At 68.9% G+C, this 20660-nt stretch carries 16 protein-coding genes; 8 read left to right on the top strand and 8 right to left on the bottom strand.

Annotated features, from left to right (window positions below; genetic code table 11):
* The first annotated feature begins 37 nt into the window (after positions 1–37).
* Positions 38–1870 carry a TerD family protein gene (locus ACIOKD_RS02975; RefSeq protein WP_402077283.1) on the top strand — a complete coding sequence of 611 codons (1833 nt, stop codon included), beginning with the start codon at positions 38–40 and terminating at the stop codon, positions 1868–1870.
* 1028 nt (positions 1871–2898) lie between these two features.
* Here ACIOKD_RS02975 and ACIOKD_RS02970 read toward each other — a convergent pair.
* The gene (locus tag ACIOKD_RS02970) at positions 2899–4479 is read right to left on the bottom strand and encodes an alpha/beta hydrolase (RefSeq protein WP_402077280.1); all 1581 of its coding nucleotides are present in this window, start codon (positions 4477–4479) and stop codon (positions 2899–2901) included.
* A gap of 44 nt (positions 4480–4523) precedes the next feature.
* Complete coding sequence (locus tag ACIOKD_RS02965; protein ID WP_402077277.1) at positions 4524–4832, bottom strand: hypothetical protein; 309 nt, start codon at positions 4830–4832, stop codon at positions 4524–4526.
* A gap of 169 nt (positions 4833–5001) precedes the next feature.
* Here ACIOKD_RS02965 and ACIOKD_RS02960 point away from each other — a divergent pair, with 169 nt between their 5' ends.
* Both ACIOKD_RS02960 and ACIOKD_RS02955 read left to right on the top strand, forming a co-directional pair.
* The gene (locus tag ACIOKD_RS02960; RefSeq protein ID WP_402077274.1) at positions 5002–7059 is read left to right on the top strand and encodes a sensor histidine kinase; all 2058 of its coding nucleotides are present in this window, start codon (positions 5002–5004) and stop codon (positions 7057–7059) included.
* Positions 7060–7231: 172 nt separating this feature from the next.
* Entirely contained in the window at positions 7232–7903 is a 672-nt protein-coding gene (locus ACIOKD_RS02955) for a response regulator (protein ID WP_402077690.1), read from the top strand.
* A 243-nt stretch (positions 7904–8146) separates the two neighbouring features.
* Here the strand turns inward: ACIOKD_RS02955 and ACIOKD_RS02950 are convergent, their stop codons facing one another.
* Both ACIOKD_RS02950 and ACIOKD_RS02945 read right to left on the bottom strand, forming a co-directional pair.
* Entirely contained in the window at positions 8147–9196 is a 1050-nt protein-coding gene (locus ACIOKD_RS02950; protein ID WP_402077271.1) for a methyltransferase, read from the bottom strand.
* A 910-nt stretch (positions 9197–10106) separates the two neighbouring features.
* Positions 10107–10652 carry a DUF1360 domain-containing protein gene (locus ACIOKD_RS02945; protein ID WP_402077269.1) on the bottom strand — a complete coding sequence of 182 codons (546 nt, stop codon included), beginning with the start codon at positions 10650–10652 and terminating at the stop codon, positions 10107–10109.
* Positions 10653–10993: 341 nt separating this feature from the next.
* Between ACIOKD_RS02945 and ACIOKD_RS02940 the strand changes: the two genes are divergently transcribed.
* Positions 10994–11146 (top strand): hypothetical protein, encoded by a 153-nt coding sequence (locus ACIOKD_RS02940; protein ID WP_402077266.1) that lies wholly within the window; start codon positions 10994–10996, stop codon positions 11144–11146.
* A 26-nt stretch (positions 11147–11172) separates the two neighbouring features.
* Here ACIOKD_RS02940 and ACIOKD_RS02935 read toward each other — a convergent pair whose 3' ends face one another.
* The gene (locus tag ACIOKD_RS02935; protein WP_402077263.1) at positions 11173–11544 is read right to left on the bottom strand and encodes a hypothetical protein; all 372 of its coding nucleotides are present in this window, start codon (positions 11542–11544) and stop codon (positions 11173–11175) included.
* A 2-nt stretch (positions 11545–11546) separates the two neighbouring features.
* On the bottom strand, positions 11547–13256 hold the full coding sequence (gene ctaD / locus ACIOKD_RS02930; protein WP_402077261.1) for a cytochrome c oxidase subunit I: 1710 nt from the start codon (positions 13254–13256) through the stop codon (positions 11547–11549).
* 358 nt (positions 13257–13614) lie between these two features.
* On the opposite strand from ctaD, the gene ACIOKD_RS02925 reads away from it, so the two are divergent.
* The 4 genes from ACIOKD_RS02925 to ACIOKD_RS02910 all read left to right on the top strand — a co-directional run bounded on the left by ACIOKD_RS02925 (position 13615) and on the right by ACIOKD_RS02910 (position 17452).
* A complete protein-coding gene (locus tag ACIOKD_RS02925) occupies positions 13615–13770 on the top strand; it encodes a hypothetical protein (RefSeq protein WP_402077259.1) in 156 nt (51 codons plus the stop codon).
* Between the two features lie 390 nt (positions 13771–14160).
* On the top strand, positions 14161–14355 hold the full coding sequence (locus tag ACIOKD_RS02920) for a hypothetical protein (RefSeq protein WP_402077256.1): 195 nt from the start codon (positions 14161–14163) through the stop codon (positions 14353–14355).
* A gap of 287 nt (positions 14356–14642) precedes the next feature.
* The gene (locus ACIOKD_RS02915) at positions 14643–15836 is read left to right on the top strand and encodes an amidohydrolase (RefSeq protein WP_402077252.1); all 1194 of its coding nucleotides are present in this window, start codon (positions 14643–14645) and stop codon (positions 15834–15836) included.
* A 149-nt stretch (positions 15837–15985) separates the two neighbouring features.
* Positions 15986–17452 (top strand): aminotransferase class I/II-fold pyridoxal phosphate-dependent enzyme, encoded by a 1467-nt coding sequence (locus tag ACIOKD_RS02910; protein ID WP_402077250.1) that lies wholly within the window; start codon positions 15986–15988, stop codon positions 17450–17452.
* 99 nt (positions 17453–17551) lie between these two features.
* On the opposite strand, the gene ACIOKD_RS02905 is transcribed toward ACIOKD_RS02910, so the two are convergent.
* Both ACIOKD_RS02905 and ACIOKD_RS02900 read right to left on the bottom strand, forming a co-directional pair.
* Positions 17552–18115, bottom strand: coding sequence for a cysteine hydrolase family protein (locus ACIOKD_RS02905; RefSeq protein ID WP_402077248.1), 564 nt, complete (start codon positions 18113–18115; stop codon positions 17552–17554).
* Positions 18116–18273: 158 nt separating this feature from the next.
* Positions 18274–20541 (bottom strand): catalase, encoded by a 2268-nt coding sequence (locus ACIOKD_RS02900; RefSeq protein WP_402077245.1) that lies wholly within the window; start codon positions 20539–20541, stop codon positions 18274–18276.
* Positions 20542–20660: the final 119 nt, after the last annotated feature.

Genomic DNA, 20660 nt, shown 5'->3' with positions numbered 1-20660 from the left:
GCGTGCCGCCCGCGGCACCGGGGGAGGGGAGCCTCACGTGGCCCTGCTGTCGTTGAGCCCGAAGTGGCCCACTCTTCCCGACTATTTCCACAACTGGGCGCTGGTGGATGTGGAGACCTCCGGGCTGAGACCCGGCCGGGATCGTGTCCTCTCGCTCGCGATCCTCACGCTGGACGCGCATGGCAACCAGACGGGGGAGTTCTCCACCCTCCTCAATCCGGGCTGCGACCCCGGCCCGGTGCACGTCCACGGACTCACCCCGGCCCGTCTCGCAGGTGCGCCCACCTTCGAGGAGATCGCGCCGCAGGTGGGGGCGCTGCTCAGCAGTCGTGTCCTGGTCGCCCACAACGCGCAGTTCGACTACGACTTCCTGGCCCACGGGTTCGCCCACGTCCGTTCCTGGGTGCCGGTGAGCAGACGGCTGTGCACGCTGGCTCTCAACCGCCTGGTCGGCCCCGCGACCCTCGATCTCAAGTTGGGCACCCTCGCCGCGCACTACGGCGTGCGCCAGGAGAAGGCCCACGACGCGCAGGACGATGTACGCGTACTCTCCGGCATCCTGCGCGGTTCGCTGGGCGCGGCCGAGCAACTGGGCCTGTCCCTGCCGCTCCTGGACTGCCCGCCCCGGCAGGACTACAGGCCGTATGTCCCCAAGACGGCGTGCGCGTACCGCAATTCGGGTCGTTTGGAGTCGGGCGGGGCGCTGGTGCAGGGAATGAAGGCCGCCATCACCGGCGACACTCAGGTCTCCCGCGAGGAACTGGTCGCCCGCTCGGTGGCGGCCGGGCTGAACATGATGACCTCGGTCAGCGGCCAGACCAGCGTCGTTGTCACCAACGATCCCGGCGCCGGATCCGCCAAGCTGCGTCGCGCCGCGGACGAGGGCGTGCCCCTCGTAGACGAGCCGACCTACCTGCGACTGCTGGAGAGTGTGCAGCCGGGCCAGGCCAAGGGCACTGCCCAGCAGCGTCGCGCCGTCGAGACGCCCGCGAGTGCGACGACCGTACAACCTGAACCCGTACCGGGCGTTCCGGCACAGCGCACGGCCACGTCAACCGCGCCCGCTGCCCGTACGGACCAGTCACTCACCGGACGCAGGGTCCTGGTCCTGGGCGGCGCCCACGAAGAGGCCGCCGAGGCACGCGCTCGTGCTGTCGCCCTTGGTGCCTCCGCGGCGGTCAACCTCTCGGCCGGCGTGACCGACGTCGTCGTGCTGCCCGGTGGCGAGGCGGACCGGCGCATGAGTCGCATCGCCGCCCTTGGCCTCCGCGTCCACGAGGCCGACTGGCTCCTCGCGCCTACGCCCGCGTCGGCACAGAGCATGGCCGGGGACCAGCTGGACGTGGGAGAGGTACTGGTCCGAGGTGCCGTCAGCGACCTGTCCGACACCGCAACGCCCTGGACGGTTGCTGCCACGTGGCGTCAGCAGACCGCCTGCGACGTGGACATCGTCGCTTTCGCGGTCGACGCGCAGGAACAGGTGGCGGGAGACGAGGACTTCGTCTTCTACAGCGCACCCGAGCATCCGGACGGCACCGTGCGGCTCGCCACGGACGGCCCGACGGAGCAGGCCGTCACCGCCGACCTGGAGCGTCTGCCCTTGGAGATCCGCAGGGTCGTCATCGCCGCCGCGATCGACGGTGCCGCGACCTTCTCCGACGTAGGAGCCATCGAGATCACCGCCACCTGCGGGATCGGCGCGGCCCCGACCGCCCGGGCCACCCTCGACGCAGCCACCACCGAGCGCACCATGATCCTCGCCGAGATCTACCGCCGAGGAGAGGGCTGGCGGCTGCGCGCCGTCGGGCAGGGCTACGACCATGGCCTGGCTGACCTTGCTCGCGGCTACGGCGTCGACGTCGCCGAATGACAGATGGGCTCCCAATTGACCAGCTGCTGTTCTGGCTGGTCGTGACGCTCGTTTGACGCTCTGGGTGTCCGAGGAGCCATCCAAAAGAGCCGTAAGCCGGTACTGACCTGCGGTTATGTCAAGCGCCTTGCATGGTGATCTGTTTCCGATGACGCATCATGTGGAGTGCGTGGCGATCCTTGAACCGGTGGCGAAGGGCGCCTGACCTGCTGATCTACGGTAGAGGGATGACCTCGCCGGTGTCGACGACATGGCACCGCTCAAGTTTTTGACGCTGGATTGACGCTCGGTCCGAAGATCTGGCTCGGCCTTTTCCGGCCGCGTCCAGGGCGTGTGGAGGCAGGCGAGGCGGCTGCCTGATGTCTTGTCTTATCGGGTGGCGATGCCGCGCCAGGCGGTCAGCTCGTTTCATCGGGCCGTACCTGCTGATCGGCGGGGTTGAATGCGGACAAGGACCCCTTCCCGGTCCAGGGGAGGCGGTGCCTGTCGTGAGAGCTGTGCGAGACGACGACGCCCGCCGGGAACCACGCCACGGGGCTCCCGCACGGAGCCTTAAGGCGAAGAAGCCCCGCAAGCCCCACACCGGAGCGCTCCGGTGGGGCGGTCGCCAGGAGGTGGAGCAGTCGTCCGCCTGTTCGTCGGAGATCCTGGGGCTCCCGGGGCCCCAAGGGATCACCTCAGAGGGTCCGGAAGTTCGGGCGCCGGTCGGAAAATCTGGGTGTCACGGATGCTGGGGACGCGGCCGGCTGTGTCGACACCATCCAGGGCATCGGTCCCGCTCCGTCGCCGAATGGTGGTCCGGCCCAGCCGTTGGGTGGCTCAACCTGCACCGCTTCGTCCATGAAGCCCGCCTCTCACGCTGGTGGCGGCCACCGGCCTCGCCGCCGCTGAGGTTCCCCCGCCGACGGGAGCCTCCCGCGCCGCAGCTTCGAGTCGGTAGCCCGCGCCCGCGAGGAACTCGGCCGCCCCGGACCAGAGGGACTTCGGCTCGCAGGGGCGCGGGAGTCGGGTGCGCGGTTGGACGTTCGTCATGCGCAGGCGGTGTCGTTCTTCGGGACTGTTCCGTCGAGCAGGTACTTGTCGACGATCCCGGTCAGGCAGTCGTTGACGCCGTAGGTGCCGTGTCCTTCGTCGTCGACGGTGAGATGGACACCGACTCCCTTGCCCAGCTCGTCCGCCATCTTCTTGGCTCCCTCATAAGGAGTGGCGGGGTCGCCGGTGTTGCCGATGACGAGAACAGGGTCCGCGCCGTCAGCGGTCACATCGACGGTGGGGGCGTGGCCGGCCACGGGCCAGTCGGTGCACTGGAGCAGTTGCCAGGCCATCCAGTCGCCGAACACGGCAGATGCCTTGCGGAATGCGGGAAGGTGCTGACGCACGTCGTCGGTGGTGAAGCGATCCGTGTGGTCGGCACAGCTCACGGCGGTGAAGGCGGGATTGAGGTTGGAGTATCCGTCGTCGGAGCGGCCGTTGAGGCCTTCGGAGAGGTACAGCAGCACGCTGCCGTCCCCCTTGGCGGCCATGATCAGTGCGTCCCTGAGCACCATCCAGCCCATCTCCCTGTCGTAGAGGGCGGCTGCGATGCCGTTGAGTGCGAGGCTCTGGGTGAGGGGGCGTCCGAAATCCGTGGGCAGGGGCTTCGAGTCCAGGCTCTCGATGAGCGCGGTGATCTCCTTCTCGCCCGCGGCCGGGCTCTCTCCCTTGAACGAGCACACTTTCTGCTTCACGCAGTCCTCGGTGAAGCTCCGCAGTGCGCCCTGGAATCCTTCTGCCTGGCCGAGTGCGTTCGCCAGGACGTTCTGGGTGGGATCGACGACGGCATCGAGGACGGTGCGCCCGACGTTCTCCGGGAAGAGGTGGGCGTAGACGCCGCCGAGTTGCGTTCCGTAGGAGATGCCGAAGTAGTTCAGTTTCTTTTCCCCGAGGACGTGACGCATCAGATCGAGATCGCGTGCGGCCTCCTGTGTGCCGACGTGGTCCAGCACAGCGCCCGAGCTGTTCTCGCAGGACTTGGCGAAGGCGCGTACGCCACGAACGGCGTCCTTCTCCTCCGCGGTGTCGTCCGGCGTCGCGTCCGCAGCCAGCCAGGCGTCCATGGCCTTCGTGTCCAGGCACTCCACACCGGCACTTTCCCCGACCCCGCGTGGGTCGAAGCTGACCAGGTCGTAGCGCTTGTGCAGTTTCCTGTAGTCGTCGTCGGCGAAGAGGGGAAGCGACGACACCCCGGAATCACCGGGGCCACCGAAGTTGAAGACGAGAGACCCGAGTCGTTCATGGCCGGAATCCCGCGAGGCCTTGGCCCGGATGAGAGCGAGGTCGATGGTCCTACCGTCGGGATTCGCGTAGTCCAAGGGTGCCTTCATGGTGCTGCACTGCCATGTCGTCCCGTCGGACAGATTCTCGGGTTTGTCACCACCGCCCTGAATCGTGGACGGGGCAGAACACGCGGTCCAGTTCAGTTTCTGGTCGCTGAGGGCGGCGGGGACCGAGGGGGTCGCGGCGGATCCGTCGGTGTCGGCGCCGGGGCCGCAGGCTGTGACGGTGGCGGCTGCCAGCACGGCGAGCGATGCCAGGAGGACGGCGGTCCGGGAGGAGTGGTGGTGGGGCATGCTTCTACCGATCTGAGGTCGTTGCTGATGAGAAGCACGGATGCTCAAGCGTCGATTTCCTGGCCGTGTTGCCGGCGGTCGGCGCGTGTGCCCCGGAAGGACTTGAATCCCCGGACCGCCTGCGAGACGAGTACGGCGAACACGAGACTCGTGCTGACCGTAAAGACAGACGACGCCCATGTGCCGACGTCGCCCGTTGCCGATTCCAGCGCCGCCAGCAGCTTCCTGTCGACGGGAAAGGAGACGGCGGCCACGCCGACGACGAGCCAGAACGACGTGTTCTTCAGCGGCTTGGCCATGACAACGATGACCAGAACGGCGACCAGGACGATAATGACGTCGGTTCGATGCATGTGTTGATCGTCTCGCCCCGCGACGGCCGCGGCGTCTACCACCAGGAGGAACGGCTTCTAAGCCGGAAGGCATAGAAGGGCGGCCCGACGTTCGGACCGGTCGGGCCGCGGCGCACGAGGTCTGCCCGCGCGAAGCCCGACTGCTGCGCCCGGCTCTACACTTGTGCCGATGGGAAAGACTCGACGCCTGCTCCTGCCAGGCGTGTTCGCGATGGCGCAGTCGGTTCTGTGGTTCGCCGACATCGCGACGCTGGAGAACCCTCCGAGCGCCACGACGTGGATCACTGTTCTCACCGCCACGGCACTCTCCACGCATGCGCTCGAACGACGGAACCGGGCACCGCTGCCCGCCCTTGCCCAGGTCCTCGCGTCGTCCGTGCTGGTGCAGGTTCTGGCGCCGCCCGACACCATGGGCATGGTGGCAGGCCTGGCGGTCCTGGTGGTGATCTTCTCCGTCACCGCTCTGAGCGACTGGACCATCGGCCTGGGCGCGACCGCCGCTGCCGCCGTCGTACAGCTCCTGCCGGGCGCCGTACTGTACGGATTCGGCAGCGCTCTCGCCTTCGACTGGCTTGTCACCGTCTGCCTCTACCTGGTGGCCTGTGCCCTTGGCGCCGGCCGTCGGCACTGGCTGCGGGAACGGCAGGTGACGCGGCAGCGGCTGGCCCGCGCCGAGCAGGAGCGGGGGCAGGCCGCCGCCACCGAGCGGGACCGGCTGGCACACGAGTTGCACGACATCAGCGCGCACCACCTCACCTCGGTCGTGGTGTCCGTCGAAGCCGCCCGCAGGCTCGGTGACAGCAGACCCGAACTGGCCGCGGAAGCGCTCACGTTCGCGAGCCGCACCGCGCGGGAGACCCAGGTGGCGCTGCGGCGTCTCGTGGCAGTCATGCGAGTGGACGAGGAACCGGCTCCCCAGTCGATGACTGCCTCGATCGAGGCCCTGATCGCGGGCTTCGGCAGACTGGGGCGGCCCATCTCCGTATCCCTCCCCGCCGATCTCGTCGGCCCTGCGGCGAAGGCGGCATACGGCATCATCCGGGAGGCCCTGACCAACGCCCTGCGTTACGCGCCGGGTGCCTCGGTCGCCATTCGGGCGGAACGAGCCGGGGAGGCACTGCGCCTGACCGTCGACAACGGCAGACTGCCGGGCGGCATCGGCGGCGACAAGCTGGGTATCGGCTCCGGCCGTGGTGTGGACGGCATGAGCCGGCGTGCCGCAGCCATCGGCGGGCAGCTGTCCGCGGGGCCCCGCCCTGACGGGGGTTGGCGCGTACACGCCGTACTGCCCGATGCCCGGTCCGTACGGCAGTCGGCCACGGGACGACGGCGCGACTTCACACGAGAGCAGCGGAGCGTGGATGGGGCGGTCTTCGGCTCGGTCACCGTGGCGTCGTCGGGCTATGCCCTGGAGAAGGCGGTGGACGCCGGCCAGGGAGTCTCGGTCTGGCTGCTGCTCATGCTGTTGACGACCGTTCACGCGCTGCCGCTGCTGTGGCGCCGACGAGCCCCCTGGCTGGTCCTCGCGGCGATCGGAGCCAATGTCCTCGTCTGGCCGGTGCTGCTGGCGTGCGGTGTGCTGCCGTCGTCCGCCGCGAACTGTCTCGTGGGAGGCGGAACCGCCGAACTGGCCGCTGTCTACGCTGTCGCGGCCTACGGCCGCGTTCTGAAACCGGCAACCGTGCCTGTCGGCTGGTGTGTTCAGTCCCCGGCCGCACAGATGACGTTTCCGCCTGGTCACCGGCTGTCATATCTGGCGGTTCCTGCCACGGTCCTCTCGTTCGGCGTCTCGATGACGGCTGCCTTCGCCGGCGACGGGATGCTGCTGGGGGAGTCGACCGGTCCTTTTCTCGTGCTGTTCGTTCTTGCCGAGGCGCTGCTGGGGCTCGGTCTGGTGTTCACGGCGGTGTGGTGGGCGGGGTGGCTGATGCACATGCGCCGAAGGCGGGTGCTGGCCCGCGAGGACGCGACGCTCACCGGCCTGCTGTCGAGCACGAGGGACATGGTCCACAGCGAACGGCAGCGAGTCGCCGGCGGTCTGCAGGAGACGGTGCTGCAACAGGCCACCCTGGTGATCTCCTCGGCGGAGGCGGGCAGTCTGAACGACGTCGCCGCAGCCACGAGAGCGACGCTGGCCGCCATGCGGCAGCTGCTCGGGAGCCTGGATGCGGGTAAGGCGCCGACGGTCCCTCGGGAGGCCGCCTTGCGGAGCGCCCCTGGTACGTAGGAGTGGCCGACGCGAGACCCGTCTGTACAGGCTGTTCGGGGTCGATCGTGTTCAGTTGCCCGTGGGTGTGTGGGCCCGTCTGGCATGCCCTGCTCATGGCCGCCATGGGAGGATGCGACGCGGGCAAGACGCAGGCAAGGGGCCCGTCATGGGCGAGGTGAGGAGATGTGCCATCAGCATCCGAGTACTGGTCGTGGATGATCAGGCGATCGTTCGCGCGGGTTTCGTGGCGATTCTGACGGCTGAGGCCGATATGACCGTGGTCGGCGAGGCCGCGGACGGGGACGCGGCCGTGTCGATGGCCGCCGAGCTCACGCCCGACCTGGTGCTGATGGACATCCGTATGCCCGGTATGGACGGGCTGACGGCCACCCGGCTGATCACGCGTCACACCAGTGGCACCAAGGTACTCGTGCTCACCACGTTCGACCTCGATGCCTACGTCTACGAAGCTCTGCGTGCCGGGTCCTCCGGTTTCCTGCTCAAGGATTCCGAGCCGGAGGCCCTTCTGGCCGCGATAAGGGTTGTCGTCTCCGGTGACGGAGTCCTCGCGCCCGCGGTCACGGGACGTCTGATAGCGGCTTTCGCTCACGGAGCCCCGGTGACTCCGGAGATCAGCGGAGCCCTGAACAGCCTCACCCATCGCGAACGCGAGATCATGACTCTGGTGGCCACGGGTTTGAGCAACGCGGAGATCGGAGAGCGCCTGGGGCTGGCCATCGGCACGGTGAAGGTCCATGTCAGCGCGGTACTCAACAAGTTGGGCTGCCGGGATCGCGTGCAGGCGACCATTCTCGCCTATGAGAGCGGGCTGATCCGTCCGTTGGGGATGTCCACTCCCTGAGGACTCTCAACGCCGCGTTCGGACTTCGCCGAGGGGTGGCCCGATCCTCCCGCGCCTGCCAATCCTGCCGCGCCTGCGGCGTACCGGAGCCGCTCGTCCGCGTCAGTCGCTTTCCTCCCTGTGCGGGGCGAGGCGCTCTTGGAACAGTACGCCGCCCCGGATGTCACCGGCAGCGTCGGACAGTTCGCGCTCCTCGCAGTCATCGGCACCCGGACGGGCAGGTCGCGGTGTCCTGAGCGGGCATCAGACCGGCAGGAGCGTCAGGACGGAGACCCGCGACCCGGATGGCGTCGTCGTGGCCAGCGTCAGTCCGGCTCGCTCGAAGAGGTTCCGGAACTCGTCGAGGTCGCGCTCCCGTCCGGTCGACAGAGCCATCATGTTGAGGTCCATCAGCGGTTCAAGACCGGGCGTGCCCACCTTGTCGACAAGGAGCTCCATCACCAGTACGCGTCCGCCGGGCTTGAGGGCTTCCCGGCAGTTGCGCAGAATGCGAACACAGGCGTCGTCGTCCCAGTCGTGCAGGACGAACTTCAGCAAGTGCACGTCTGCGGACGGCACCTCGTCGAAGAAGTCACCGCCCACGAAGGTGAACCGGTCGGTGACGCCCAGGCTCGCCGCGGAGGCGTCCGCCTCGGCACCCACGTGCGGGAGGTCGAGGACCACACCGGTCAGGCCGGGATGCCGCTGCATGAGCGTCTGGACGAGGTTGCCTCCGGCGCCACCGACATCCACGGCCACCCGGGCGTCCTCAAGATCGATCACGTCCGCCAGCGTGTGGGCCAGCCCACGGGTCATGGCCGTCATGGCGTTGGTGAAGACCTCGGCTTCTCCCGGGGCGGCGGCAAGCCAGTCGAAGATGGGTGCGCCGAGGGCGGCTTCCGCCTGAGGGGTGCCGGTGCGAATCGCGTTCGCCAGCCGCCCCCACGGCAGCCAGTGCGACTCGGCCCCGCCCCACAGCGCCAGGTCCCGCAGGGAATCCGGGGCGTCGGAGCGCAGGGTGTCGAGCAGAGGTGTACTGGTGAACCGCTTCCCGTCGGTGGAGGTGGCCAGGCCGAGGGAGGCACACGCCCGCAGGAACCGGAAGGTCGAGTCGGGGTCCGACGACTCCGCTTCAGCCACCTCCGCAGAGGTGGCACCGTCGCCGAACAGGTAGTCGGCGATGCGCAACTCGGCTGCGGTGCGTACCACTTGGGTGACCCAATACCCGGTCATCATCTGGAGCATTCGCCCCGTGTCACCCACCGGCTGTTCCGCGGAACCCGCCGCGACGAAATCATGCTCGAACAAGGTCATGCATTGAGCATGGTTCCCCGGAGGCGCCCCGGCGTCATCCGCCAAGAGGAACAGCAACCAGGTCGCTGGACATAGTTCCACCGGCGGACGGCAGGCCCTGGGCTCGGTGAAGGCGCCCTGTTCCCCTGCCGACGCCACCGACGATCTCGTACGACCGCCGTACGACCGCCGTACGACCGCCGCACGACCGCCGTACGACCGCGTGGACCGCGAGACGCTCACTTTCGGCTGCGCGGGCGGGCACTCCGGCCTCCCGCCTTCCGCCTCTCGCCTCTCGCCGCACGCCGAGGGCGTCGAGGTCCGGTCGGAGGTCAGTGAGACACGATCACGCACATCGCCCTGACCTGCAGGAGGTGACGACCGCCGACTGAGCCGGTGCCGGGTCGCCGCGCTCGGCGGTCCCGCACCGGGACGGCCAGCCGTTCGGCCAGGGTTCGCCCATGCTCCTGGCCACGGATATATCGTGACGCTCATATGACGCTGCGGACCTCCGTGGTGCTCACGGCCCCGAGGGAAATGCCGCTGACCTGGACGTATGCCTGTTGACGGATGTGACACGGGAACCTCCCAAGCTCGATCGTCCGGGCCGAGGCGGTGCTCGTGTTTCCGGCGGACGGCTGGGTCGCCTGCATGTCGATGGGTGCGAGTGGGCGCTCGGGTGTGTGAGCCGAGGTGCGGTCCGTTCGACACCATGGATCGGCACGGTGACCGAGGGAATGCGCAAGGTGGCCCTCGGCGCGCCCTCGCCCACGCGGCCGGGCCCGCGGCACAGCCGACGAGCCGCTCCGCCGTCAGGAACGTAGCCGCGCCTCCTGGAGCCGCTGCGCCGAACGCGGCCTCGCGGTCGACTTCTCAAGCGGGCGACGAGACTCTGCCACGGTGTCCCGCGCCGCGCTGGTGTTCGCGTGGCTCACTCGGCGTTCTTCTGCAGCAAGCAGTCGTAACTCAGCTGCAGGGTGTCCGCGATCGCCAGGGTGGTGAGCCCGCTGGTCACCGCCCGGGTCGTGCTCGGCCAGAGCAGACGGGCGCCGGTGAAGGTGGTCGTCAGCCACACGCTCAGGCAGAACGGGCAGGTCACCAGCTCGCCCACGGTCGACTTGACGGCCCCTCCGCGCGGACTCTCGCTCACCTCGGCGGGGCCTGTCGCCGACTCGTACCGGGTGAACGGCGCCCGGAGCGGGCTCGTCACTGACCCCTTGCTGAGCAGTCGGCTCAGCCGGAAGACGGCCGTCGCGGTCAGCGCGATGTCCCAGGGTTCATAACGGTCGGGCAGCTTGGTCTTGTGCCGCGCGAGCACGGCGGCCCAGGCGGCCGTGTACCCGCCAAATGCGACGACGGCCCCGAGGTGGCCGCCGAGATGGCGTTCCTTCCGCGGTGCGTAGGCTCTGGCGACTCGGCGGAACGCTTTCCCGACCCCGTGCAGCCGGCTGTCTGTCGCTTCTGCTTTCTGGTTCACAGCGGCCTCCGCCGGACGGTGTCGATGGTCGGCCCCGTCCGATCCCCGGGACCGAACCCGAGGGAACGCGACGGGGAGAATCCCGACCTGGTGTGCAGGTCTCACAAGTAACCATGCGGCGGGTGCCGAAACAGCGTGCCGTGCCTGTTGTGAGGCGTGCCGAATCGCGCCTGTAGCGGGCGAGATCGAAGCGGCCGCCGCCTTCGGCAGCGGGTCGCTGGAAGAGCGGTCGGGTGGTGTGATGGTGGGAGGGCCCGGCAGGAGAAGGCCGACGGCCCGGACGGCCCGGACGGCCCGGGCGTGAGGGGCAACCTGAGGGCTGTCTACGGCAGGAGGCCGAGATGAGCGAGCAGACACCGTCCCAAGCCGAGGGGGAACGGGAGGACGACGACGTGACGGATGACGGGCAACCGGAGCCGGACACCCGCGAGACACCGCGCACGACCCCGTCACAGGCGGAAGGCGGGAGCGGCGGGAGCGGCGAGCAAGAGTAGAGGGTGGCCTCGACGGGCACCTTCGTTTATCGCGCCAGTACCCCGAGTGCGCAGCCGATGCCGACGGAGCAGGCCACGAGCGCGGAGCCCCAGGCCGCGTGGCGTCTGAGGAGGTGGTGACGGAGCTGCTGGTAGCGCGTCTCGTACTCCTTGCGCAGCCCCCGCGCCCGCTCGGCCGTCGTAGCGAGCATGTGCCGGGTCAGGGCCATGCGGCGGTCCACGTAATGATGGGTGACGTCCTGGGCCTGTGCCGCGGTCAGCCACGACATCGCGATACACAGCGCTTCGGCTTCCCGGTGTGCCTCTTGGTGGCAGGAGCGGGCCAGGAGGAAGCCCTCGGCCTGGGCCGCGATTCCAGTGACCGCTTCCCTTGGCGCGGGGTGGTCCGGGCGGGGCATGTCTACCGGTCGCCTTTGTGGTCGCCGGGGTCGACGAAGTCGCGCTGTCCGGTGTGTTCGGCCTGATCGAGTTTCATCACCTGGGGGTGGTGCAGGTCGAAGGCGGGGGATTCGGAGCGGATCTTGGGCAGGGTGACGAAGTTGTGGCGGGGCGGGGGGCACGAGGTCGCCCATTCCAGGGAGCGGCCGAATCCCCAGGGGTCGTCGACCTCGACACGCTCGCCCTTCTGCGCGGTCTTCCAGACGTTGTAGAGGAAGGGCAGCGTGGACAGGCCCAGGAGGAAGGCGCCGATGGAGGAGATGGTGTTGAGGGCGGTGAAGCCGTCGGCGGCCAGGTAGTCGGCGTAGCGGCGTGGCATGCCTTCGGCACCGAGCCAGTGCTGGACGAGGAAGGTGGTGTGGAAGCCGACGAACAGCGTCCAGAAGTGGATTTTCTCCAGGCGGGTGTCGAGCATGGTGCCCGTCATCTTCGGCCACCAGAAGCTGAAGCCGCCGAACATGGCGAAGACGATCGTGCCGAAGAGCACGTAGTGGAAGTGGGCGACCACGAAGTAGCTGTCGGTGACGTGGAAGTCCATCGGGGGAGAGGCGAGGATGACGCCGGTCAGTCCGCCGAACAGGAAGGTGACGAGGAACCCGGTGGCCCACAGCATCGGGGGCTCGAAGGACAGGGAGCCCTTCCACATGGTGCCGATCCAGTTGAAGAACTTCACCCCGGTGGGCACGGCGATGAGGAAGCTCATGAAGGAGAAGAAAGGCAGCAGTACGGCGCCGGTGGCGAACATGTGGTGGGCCCACACGGTCACCGAAAGGCCGGTGATGGCGATGGTGGCGCCGATCAGCCCGGTGTAACCGAAGATCGGCTTACGGGAGAACACCGGAATGATCTCGCTGATCACGCCGAAGAACGGCAGCGCGAGGATGTACACCTCAGGATGGCCGAAGAACCAGAACAGGTGCTGCCACAGCACCGCCCCGCCGTTCTCGGGGTTGAAGACCTGCGCGCCGAAACGCCGGTCCGCTTCCAGCACCAGCAGCGCCGCCGCCAGCACGGGAAAGGCAAGGAGCACCAGGACCGAGGTCAGCAGCACGTTCCAGGTGAAGATCGGCATCCGGAACATCGTCATGCCCGGAGCGCGCATGCAGATGATCGTGGTGATGAAGTTGACCGCACCGAGGATGGTCCCGAACCCGGACAGCGCAAGCCCCATGATCCACAGATCGCCGCCGATGTAGGGGGTACGTTCTCCGCCGCTGAGCGGGGTGTAGGCGGTCCAGCCGAAGTCCGCGGCGCCCTGAGGGGTGAGGAGGCTGCTGAGCACGATCAGACCGCCGAAGAGGAACAGCCAGTACGAGAGCATGTTCAGCCGGGGAAAGGCCACGTCGGGGGAGCCGATCTGCAACGGCATGACCGCATTGGCGAACCCCGCGAAGGTCGGGGTGGCGAACAGCAGCAGCATCACTGTGCCGTGCATCGTAAATGCCTGGTTGTACTGCTCCGCCGACAGGATCTGCATGCCCGGGCGGGCCAACTCTGCCCGGATCGCCATGGCCAGCGCGCCGGCGATCAGGAAGAACGCGAACGATGTGATCAGGTACAGGTGACCGATCTTCTTGTGATCCGTCGTCGTCATCCATGAGACGACGACGCGGCCCCGGCCACGACGCCCCTCGGTCGGCACCAGCGTGACCGGTTCCGTCTGCGCAGTCATCACATGCCCTTCTTCCGCGAACCTGCATGTCGTTCCAAAGCTCCCTGACGGCACGTCGGGACCACACGCGACGCGCTGGCAAGCCGCGTGACACAAGCCGCGTGACAGATGCCGAATCACCAGATGGGTGAGAACCACACCGGTCACTTTCGGCCGTTCTCCAGCCCCGGTCCCAGGTCAGGTGCAAGGGAGGGTCCCGCACCGCACGGCCGCAGGGTTTTCCGGGCAGTCGGGGCATGGGATCTCGTGGCGCGGGCACATGTTGGCGCGACAGGTTCAGTGACCGGAAAAGGAGCGCGACGGGCCTGCGTGGCAGAGGGCCCGCGTGCACCGGAGCGACGTGAAGATCGGAGTCGTCATGATTGTCCTTGGCGTCATATTGCTCATCATCGGCCTGCTGGTCGGCATCTCGTTGCTGACCACGATCGGTGGAGTACTCATCGTGGTCGGCGCGGTCCTGTGGGTTCTCGGCGCGACCGGACGGGCGGTCGGCGGGCGCAAGCACTACTTCTGAGAATGGCAGTGCCCGTCGTCCGTGTGGCGACGTGGATGAATCTTCCTGGCCTGGCCCGGAGCCCTGCGGAGCATCCTTCCGCAGGGCTCCGGGCCATGCCGGGGGCGTGTCAAGGCCACGGGCCGGCCGAGACCGGCGGGGTGGCGTGGGATCGCCGGCCCGGCAGTTCGCCCCGCACGGCGATGAGCTGGTGACGCTGGACGCGCTCGAAGGTCCGACGGTCGACGTAGCGGTTGACCAGGCGCCAGTGCCTCGCACCGCGGGTGGCACCGGAACTGCCGGCGAGCGGACGGACGCATCTGCTCCACCGGGCGTTTCGGACGGGAGCTGATGAGCCACTCGTGGATGGACACGTGTTTTGGTGCACACGAGAGGCAAGGAGGCCAGTCGATGTCGAACCCGCAGCAGCCCGAGGTGCGGCGCAGTGACAAGGGCGCGGCCACTCCGCAGGACAGCCAGGCCCGCAAGGCGGCACAGCCCGCCCGTGGGAACGGCCGCCACGCCCATGGCACGGACCGCGGCGACAAGGGCGGAGGGGAAGGCGGCGGTACGCCGCCCGAGCAGCAGCCGGACCACCCGGCCTGAATCCCCGTTGCCGTGCGGCAGGGCGGGGCCGTGACGGCGCCGGGGGCCCTGCGACGAGTCCTGACGTCGCCGGCAGGGTTCCCCGCCCCGGCGGAAAAGGGGTCCGTTCGCTCGCGGCGCCGACTCGTCGCGGGTTCTCTCAAGACCGGAACCGGTGAGACCGAAGCCCGGAACCGGTGACACCGAAGCCCAGAACCCGTGAGACCGAAGCCCGGAGCCGGTCACACCGAAGTTGAGCCGAGACGTACGAGCCGGGGGGCCCGAGGCCTCGGACCTGGGGAGGCAGCATGGCCATCACGACCGACGTCGCGTACGCCCGTATCGGACGGGAAGTGACCGCTCGCGCTCAGCAGCTGTGGGAGGTCGCACTGGAGCTGCACCGCACGCCGGAGCTCGCATTCCAGGAGCACCGGGCGGTCGAGTTGCTGACCGGGCACTTCGAGCGGGCGGGCTTCCTCGTCGAACATGACGTGGCGGGCCTGCCCACGGCGTTCATCGCCCGGACGGGTGACGGCGACGGGCCCTGCGTCGCGCTGCTCATGGAGTACGACGCGCTCCCGGACATGGGGCACGCCTGCGGACACAACCTGATCGCCGCGGCGGGACTGGGAGCGGCGCTCTCACTGCGCGACGCGCTGGAGCGGGTCGACGGCACGCTCCTCGCGGTCGGCACCCCGGCCGAGGAGGGCGGCGGCGGCAAGGTGACGCTCACCGAGGCGGGGGTCTTCGACGGGGTCGACGCCGCCCTGATGTTCCATCCGGGCGTGCACACCTGGACGTGGGCGCCGTTGACCGCGCAGTGCCAGGTGCGCGTGGGATTCCGCGGTCGCGCGGCGCATCCCACGGGTGACCCGACCGAGGGCGTCGACGCGCTGGCGGCGCTCGTCCAACTGTTCAACACGCTCGCCGTGCTGGGCCGGCGCCTGCCACCCGGATCGCACGTCCAGGGCATCGTGACGGAGGGCGGCACGGCCACCAACATCGTGCCGGCCTTCGCCGAGGGCCTGTTCGGACTGCGCGGCGAAACCACGGCCGCGCTCGACGACCTGGTCGCCGAACTGGAGCGGTGTGCCGAGGGCGTCGCGCTGTCCACCGGTACCACGGTCGACACGGCGCGTGTGACGGCCGGGTACGAGCACTTCCGCGACAACGACGTGCTGTCCGGGCTGTTCGCGGGGCATCTCGCACGGGCCGGCGTTCCCGCCCGGGAACCCGAACCGGGGGTCTACCTCGGCTCGTCGGACATCGGGAACGTCAGTACGCGGGTCCCCGCCATCCATCCCTTCGTAGCGATCATGGACGAGTCGGGCAGCGACCACACCCCGCAGTTCGCCGAGGCCGCCGCCGGTGAGCGCGGGCGTGCCGCGATGCTCGCCGCGGCCGAGGCGCTGGCCTGTACGGCGGCGGACGTGCTGCTCACCCCCGGGACCGCGGAGCGGGCGTGGCGGCGCCTGCGGGAGAAGGCGGCAGCCGGCCGGTAGTGGCGCGGGCCCGGTCTGTGAGGGCTCGTAGAGCCGCCGGTCCGGCGCCGCCCGCCGAACGGGTGCGCCCGGTTCCGCGGTACACCTGCACGGCCGCACCTGAGGCGGCGAGCCGTTTCCCTCCCACGAGGCAAGGGCAGTCGAGGCACATGGACCACTCGAAAGCGCCGGTACTCGAAGCCCTGGCGGCCTACCACGCCGAAGGGCAGACCCCCTTCACCCCGCCGGGCCACAAGCAGGGACGCGGCGCCGACCCCAGGGTCCGCGAGGTACTCGGAGACGCGGTCTTCCACTCCGACGTACTGGCGACCAGCGGGCTGGACGACCGGACGTCCTCCCACGGCGTCCTCGCGGAGGCACAGACCCTGATGGCGGACGCCGTCGGGGCCGATCACACCTTCTTCTCCACCTGCGGCAGCTCGCTGTCGATCAAGGCGGCGATGCTGTCGGTGGCCGGGCCGCACGAGAAGCTGCTCGTGGGGCGCGACGCGCACAAGGCGGTGGTCTCAGGACTGATCCTGTCCGGTATCCGGCCCGTCTGGGTCACCCCGCAGTGGGACTCCCGGCTGCACCTGGCGCACCCGCCGTCCGCGGAGGCGTTCGAGGCGGCCTTCGCCGAACACCCCGACGCGAAGGGCGCGCTCGTCACCACGCCCACGCCGTACGGCACCTGCTCCGACCTGGCCGCCATCGCGCGGGTCTGCCACGAGCGGGGCAGGCCGCTCATCGCGGACGAGGCGTGGGGCGCGCACCTGCCGTTCCATCCGGACCTGCCGACCTGGGCGATGGACGCCGGTGCCGACGTCTGCGTGACCTCCGTGCACAAGATGGGCTCGGGACTGGAGCAGGGTTCGGTCTTCCACCTCCAGGGCGAGCTGATCGCCCCCGAGGTGCTCAGGAGCCGTGAGGACCTTCTCGGCACGACGAGCTCCTCGGTCCTCGTCTACGCGGCCATGGACGGGTGGCGGCGCCAGATGGTCGAGCACGGCCGGGCCCTGTACGACGACACGCTGGCCCTCGCCGCATCCGTACGGGACCGGATCGCGGACATCGAGGGCATGCACGTACACGGGCGTGACGACTTCTGCGGCAGCGGCCTCGCGGCCGACATGGACCCCCTCCAGATCATCGTCGACATCACCTCGCTCGGTACGACCGGCTACCGGGCTGCCGACTGGCTGCGCGAGCACCACCGGATCAACCTCCACCTGTCCGACCACCGCCGCATCAGCGCCCAGTTGACCCATGCCGACGACGAGGAGTCCACGAGGGTCCTCCTGACGGCCCTGCGGGATGTCGCCGCACACGCGGACCAACTGCGTCCCGCCGAGCAGGTCGACGTCCCGGACCCCGAACAGCTCCGGCTGGATCAGGTCATGCTCCCGCGCGACGCGTTCTTCGGACCGACCGAACAGGTGCCGTGGGAGAAGGCGATCGGACGGATCACCGCGGAGATGATCACTCCGTACCCGCCCGGCATTCCCGCCGCGGTGCCCGGCGAGCGCCTGAACGCCGAAGTCCTGCGCTATCTGCGTACCGGCGTGGACGCCGGCATGGTCGTGCCGGACGCCGTCGACACCTCGGTCAGGACCGTGCGTGTCGTCGCCGAGGACTGAACCGTCCGCCGTGACCCCCGGGAGACGTGCCGCCCGACCCGGCCGCGCACCCCCGCGTCTGCGGTTCGTCCATCCCGGAATGATCCCCCACCTCGAAGATCATGTCGTTGCTGATTCCTCGGGCCGGCGATTCCACAGATCGTCACTCGGGCATACTCGGGCGCCCATGTTTCGCTCCATCATGAGCAGTGCCGCGTCCGCCAGATCAGGGTGGATGTGGGCCACCGCGTCGCGCGGGATCGTCACGTCGAAATGACGGATGTGCGCGTCCAGGGCCGAATAGAGGACGCACTGCTCGGTGACCTGACCGCACAGGACCAGATGGTCGATGTGCTGCTGCGACAACAGATAGTGAAGGGGCGTCTCGTAGAAGACCGAGTGGCGTGCCTTGATCACGAAGAGCGAGGACTCGTCGGGGCGCAGTGGTTCGACCAGGGACGCGTGCTGTCCTGCGAGTGTCTTCTCCAGCAGCTCACCGTGGTGTGAGCGCCATTCGCCGAAATTGTCGTTGACGTAGATGACGGGAGAGTCGCTGTCGCGTGCCCGTTTCAGAAGTGAGGCCACTCGGGGCACCACCTTTCTCACCGAAGGCAGCAGGAGTTCGGCATCCGGGTGGTCGTAGGTGTTCATCATGTCGATGACGATCAGAGCGGTTCTGCCCATCGGCTTCCCATGCCCCTTTCCCGAAACCTGCTGTGTGAGCGTGAGCCGCGGACGCTCGGTGTCGTACCGGTCGGGCGACTGCGCGACCAACGCGGCTCAGGAACCTTCAGTCGCCGTGGGTCCCGCCGGATCGGCGGGACCCACGGCACGCGCGTGATTCAGACCGCGGTGGGGAAGCGGTCCCAGACCCGGTGGCGAGCCAGCAGCGGGACCAGGCCGGTGAGTGCTGCTTCACCACTGTCGGCGAGCACCACGCCAGGAGCGCCCGCGGCCACCCCGGCTGCCTCCAGGACGGTTTCGGCCCCGGCCCAGCCGCCGATGGCCTTGGCGTGCCGGAACGCCTCGGAGACCAGCAACAGCAGGCGTGGGTCGAGCGCTGTCCGGCCGGGCGCTCCGGCCTTGGCGTCCCGGGCGCCGTAGGCGTCGTCACCCAGGGCTGGTGCACCGGCGAGGACGACGGCGTCGAACTCGATCGAGCGGGCGGTGGCGAAGGTCCGCTGAACGGTGATCGCGTCGGCGCCCGTGCCGATCTCTCCGCCGGCGGGTGCGACAACCAGCGGGACCATGTCCGCGTCCAGTACCGCCTGGCGCAGTGCGCGCACACCGTCGGGGTCCGTGGCGCCGTCGGTGACGATGCCGATGATCCGGCCGTCGGAAGGCCATTCCTGTCCGACCTGGGACAGCGCCGGGCTGGGTTGCACGTCGACGGGCGGCTGACCGGCCTGCGGAGCGGGCAGACCCAGGCCCTTCGCCACCCGGGCACACAGTTCGGAATCGATGTTGGCGAGCGCCCTCAGCTGCCGTTCCTTGATGGCGCCGCTCCAGCACTTGCCGAGCTCGAACGTGTAGGCGGCGATGATGTGCTCGCGTTCCACCGGGGACATGCTCAGCCAGAACAGCCGGGGCTGGCTGAAGTGGTCGGCAAAGCTGGTTGGGGCTTCGCGGACCTTGCGGCCGGCCGGTACTTCGACAGGTGTCTCGATGAAGGCACCGGTGTCCGCCCCTGCGAAGAACGGGCAGCCTCCGTCCAGCGAGTTCGGCTTGTACGGTGCCACGCCGGTGTGCACGGCCTGCTGGTGGAATCCGTCGCGGAGCATGTCGTTGACGGGCGCATGGGGCCGGTTGATCGGGATCTGGCCGAAGTTGGGCCCCGCGAGACGTGTGAGCTGGGTGTCCAGGTAGGAGAAGAGCCGTCCCGCCAGGAGCGGATCATCAGTGACGTCGATTCCGGGGACCAGGTGTCCGACGTGGAAGGCGACCTGCTCGGTCTCCGCGAAGAAGTTGCTCGGGTTGCGGTTGAGCGTCAGCAGACCGACGGGCTGGACCGGGGCGAGCTCTTCGGGGACGATCTTGGTGGCGTCGAGCAGGTCGATACCCTCGAAGGTCTGCTCCGCGTTGTCCGGGAAGACCTGGATGCCCAGCTCCCACTGCGGGTGGGCGCCGGCCTCGATCGCGTCGGCGAGGTCACGGCGGTGGAAGTCGGGGTCGACGCCGCCGGCGATCTGGGCTTCCTCCCACACCTGGGAATGCACTCCCAGCTTCGGCTTCCAGTGGAACTTCACCAGTGTCGTGCCGCCCGCACTGTCGACCAGGCGGAACGTGTGCACTCCGAAGCCTTCCATGGTCCGGTAGGAACGGGGGATGCCCCGGTCGGACATGTTCCACATGGTGTGGTGCTGGGCCTCGGTGTGCAGCGAAACGAAGTCCCAGAACGTGTCGTGCGCACTCTGTGCCTGCGGGATCTCGCGGTCGGGGTGCGGTTTGCCCGCGTGGATGACGTCGGGGAACTTGATGGCGTCCTGGATGAAGAAGACCGGGATGTTGTTGCCGACGAGGTCGAAGACTCCCTCCTCGGTGTAGAACTTCGTGGCGAACCCGCGGGTGTCCCGCACGGTGTCGGCGGAGCCGCGGGACCCGAGCACGGTGGAGAAGCGGACGAAGACGGGTGTCTCGGTGCCCTTGCGCAGGAACGCCGCGCGGGTGACGTTCTCCGCGGTGCCGTAGGCCTGGAAGATGCCGTGCGCTGCTGAGCCGCGGGCGTGGACCACGCGCTCCGGGATGCGCTCGTGGTCGAAATGCATGATCTTTTCGCGCAGGTGATGGTCCTGGAGCAGAACCGGCCCGCGCGCGCCCGCCTTGAGCGAATGGTCGGTGTCGTACAGCCGGGCGCCCTGCGCGGTCGTCAGGTAGGAACCGCTCTGAGCCTTGCGGGCCGGCTCGGCGCCGGTCGGCTGGCCCGTGGGACTGACCGTTTCAGGGGTGCCCTGATCGGGCTTGGGCGGCAACGGCCCACGCGGTTCCGTGGGCTCCTCCAAAGCTACGGGTTCAGGGGAAGGCGCGCCGGGAATCCCCTCGGCGGGACCGCTGTCGCGCAGGGTGTCGGCCAGTTTCTCGGCGGCGGCTTTCAGTGGATTGACGTCGGCCATCGTTCCTCCAAGCTAAGGAGCAGGACTACACACTCATGACCGCCGCGGCCCGGAGCGTAACGGGCGGCTTACCGACGTCCGCCCGACAGCGGACACAGCCTCCGCGTATCCGGCTGCGG

Source organism: Streptomyces sp. NPDC087844 (assembly GCF_044742785.1).
GTDB lineage: Bacteria > Actinomycetota > Actinomycetes > Streptomycetales > Streptomycetaceae > Streptomyces.
The sequence above is the reverse complement of the archived record's forward strand: the minus strand, read 5'-3'. Positions and strand labels throughout refer to the sequence as shown.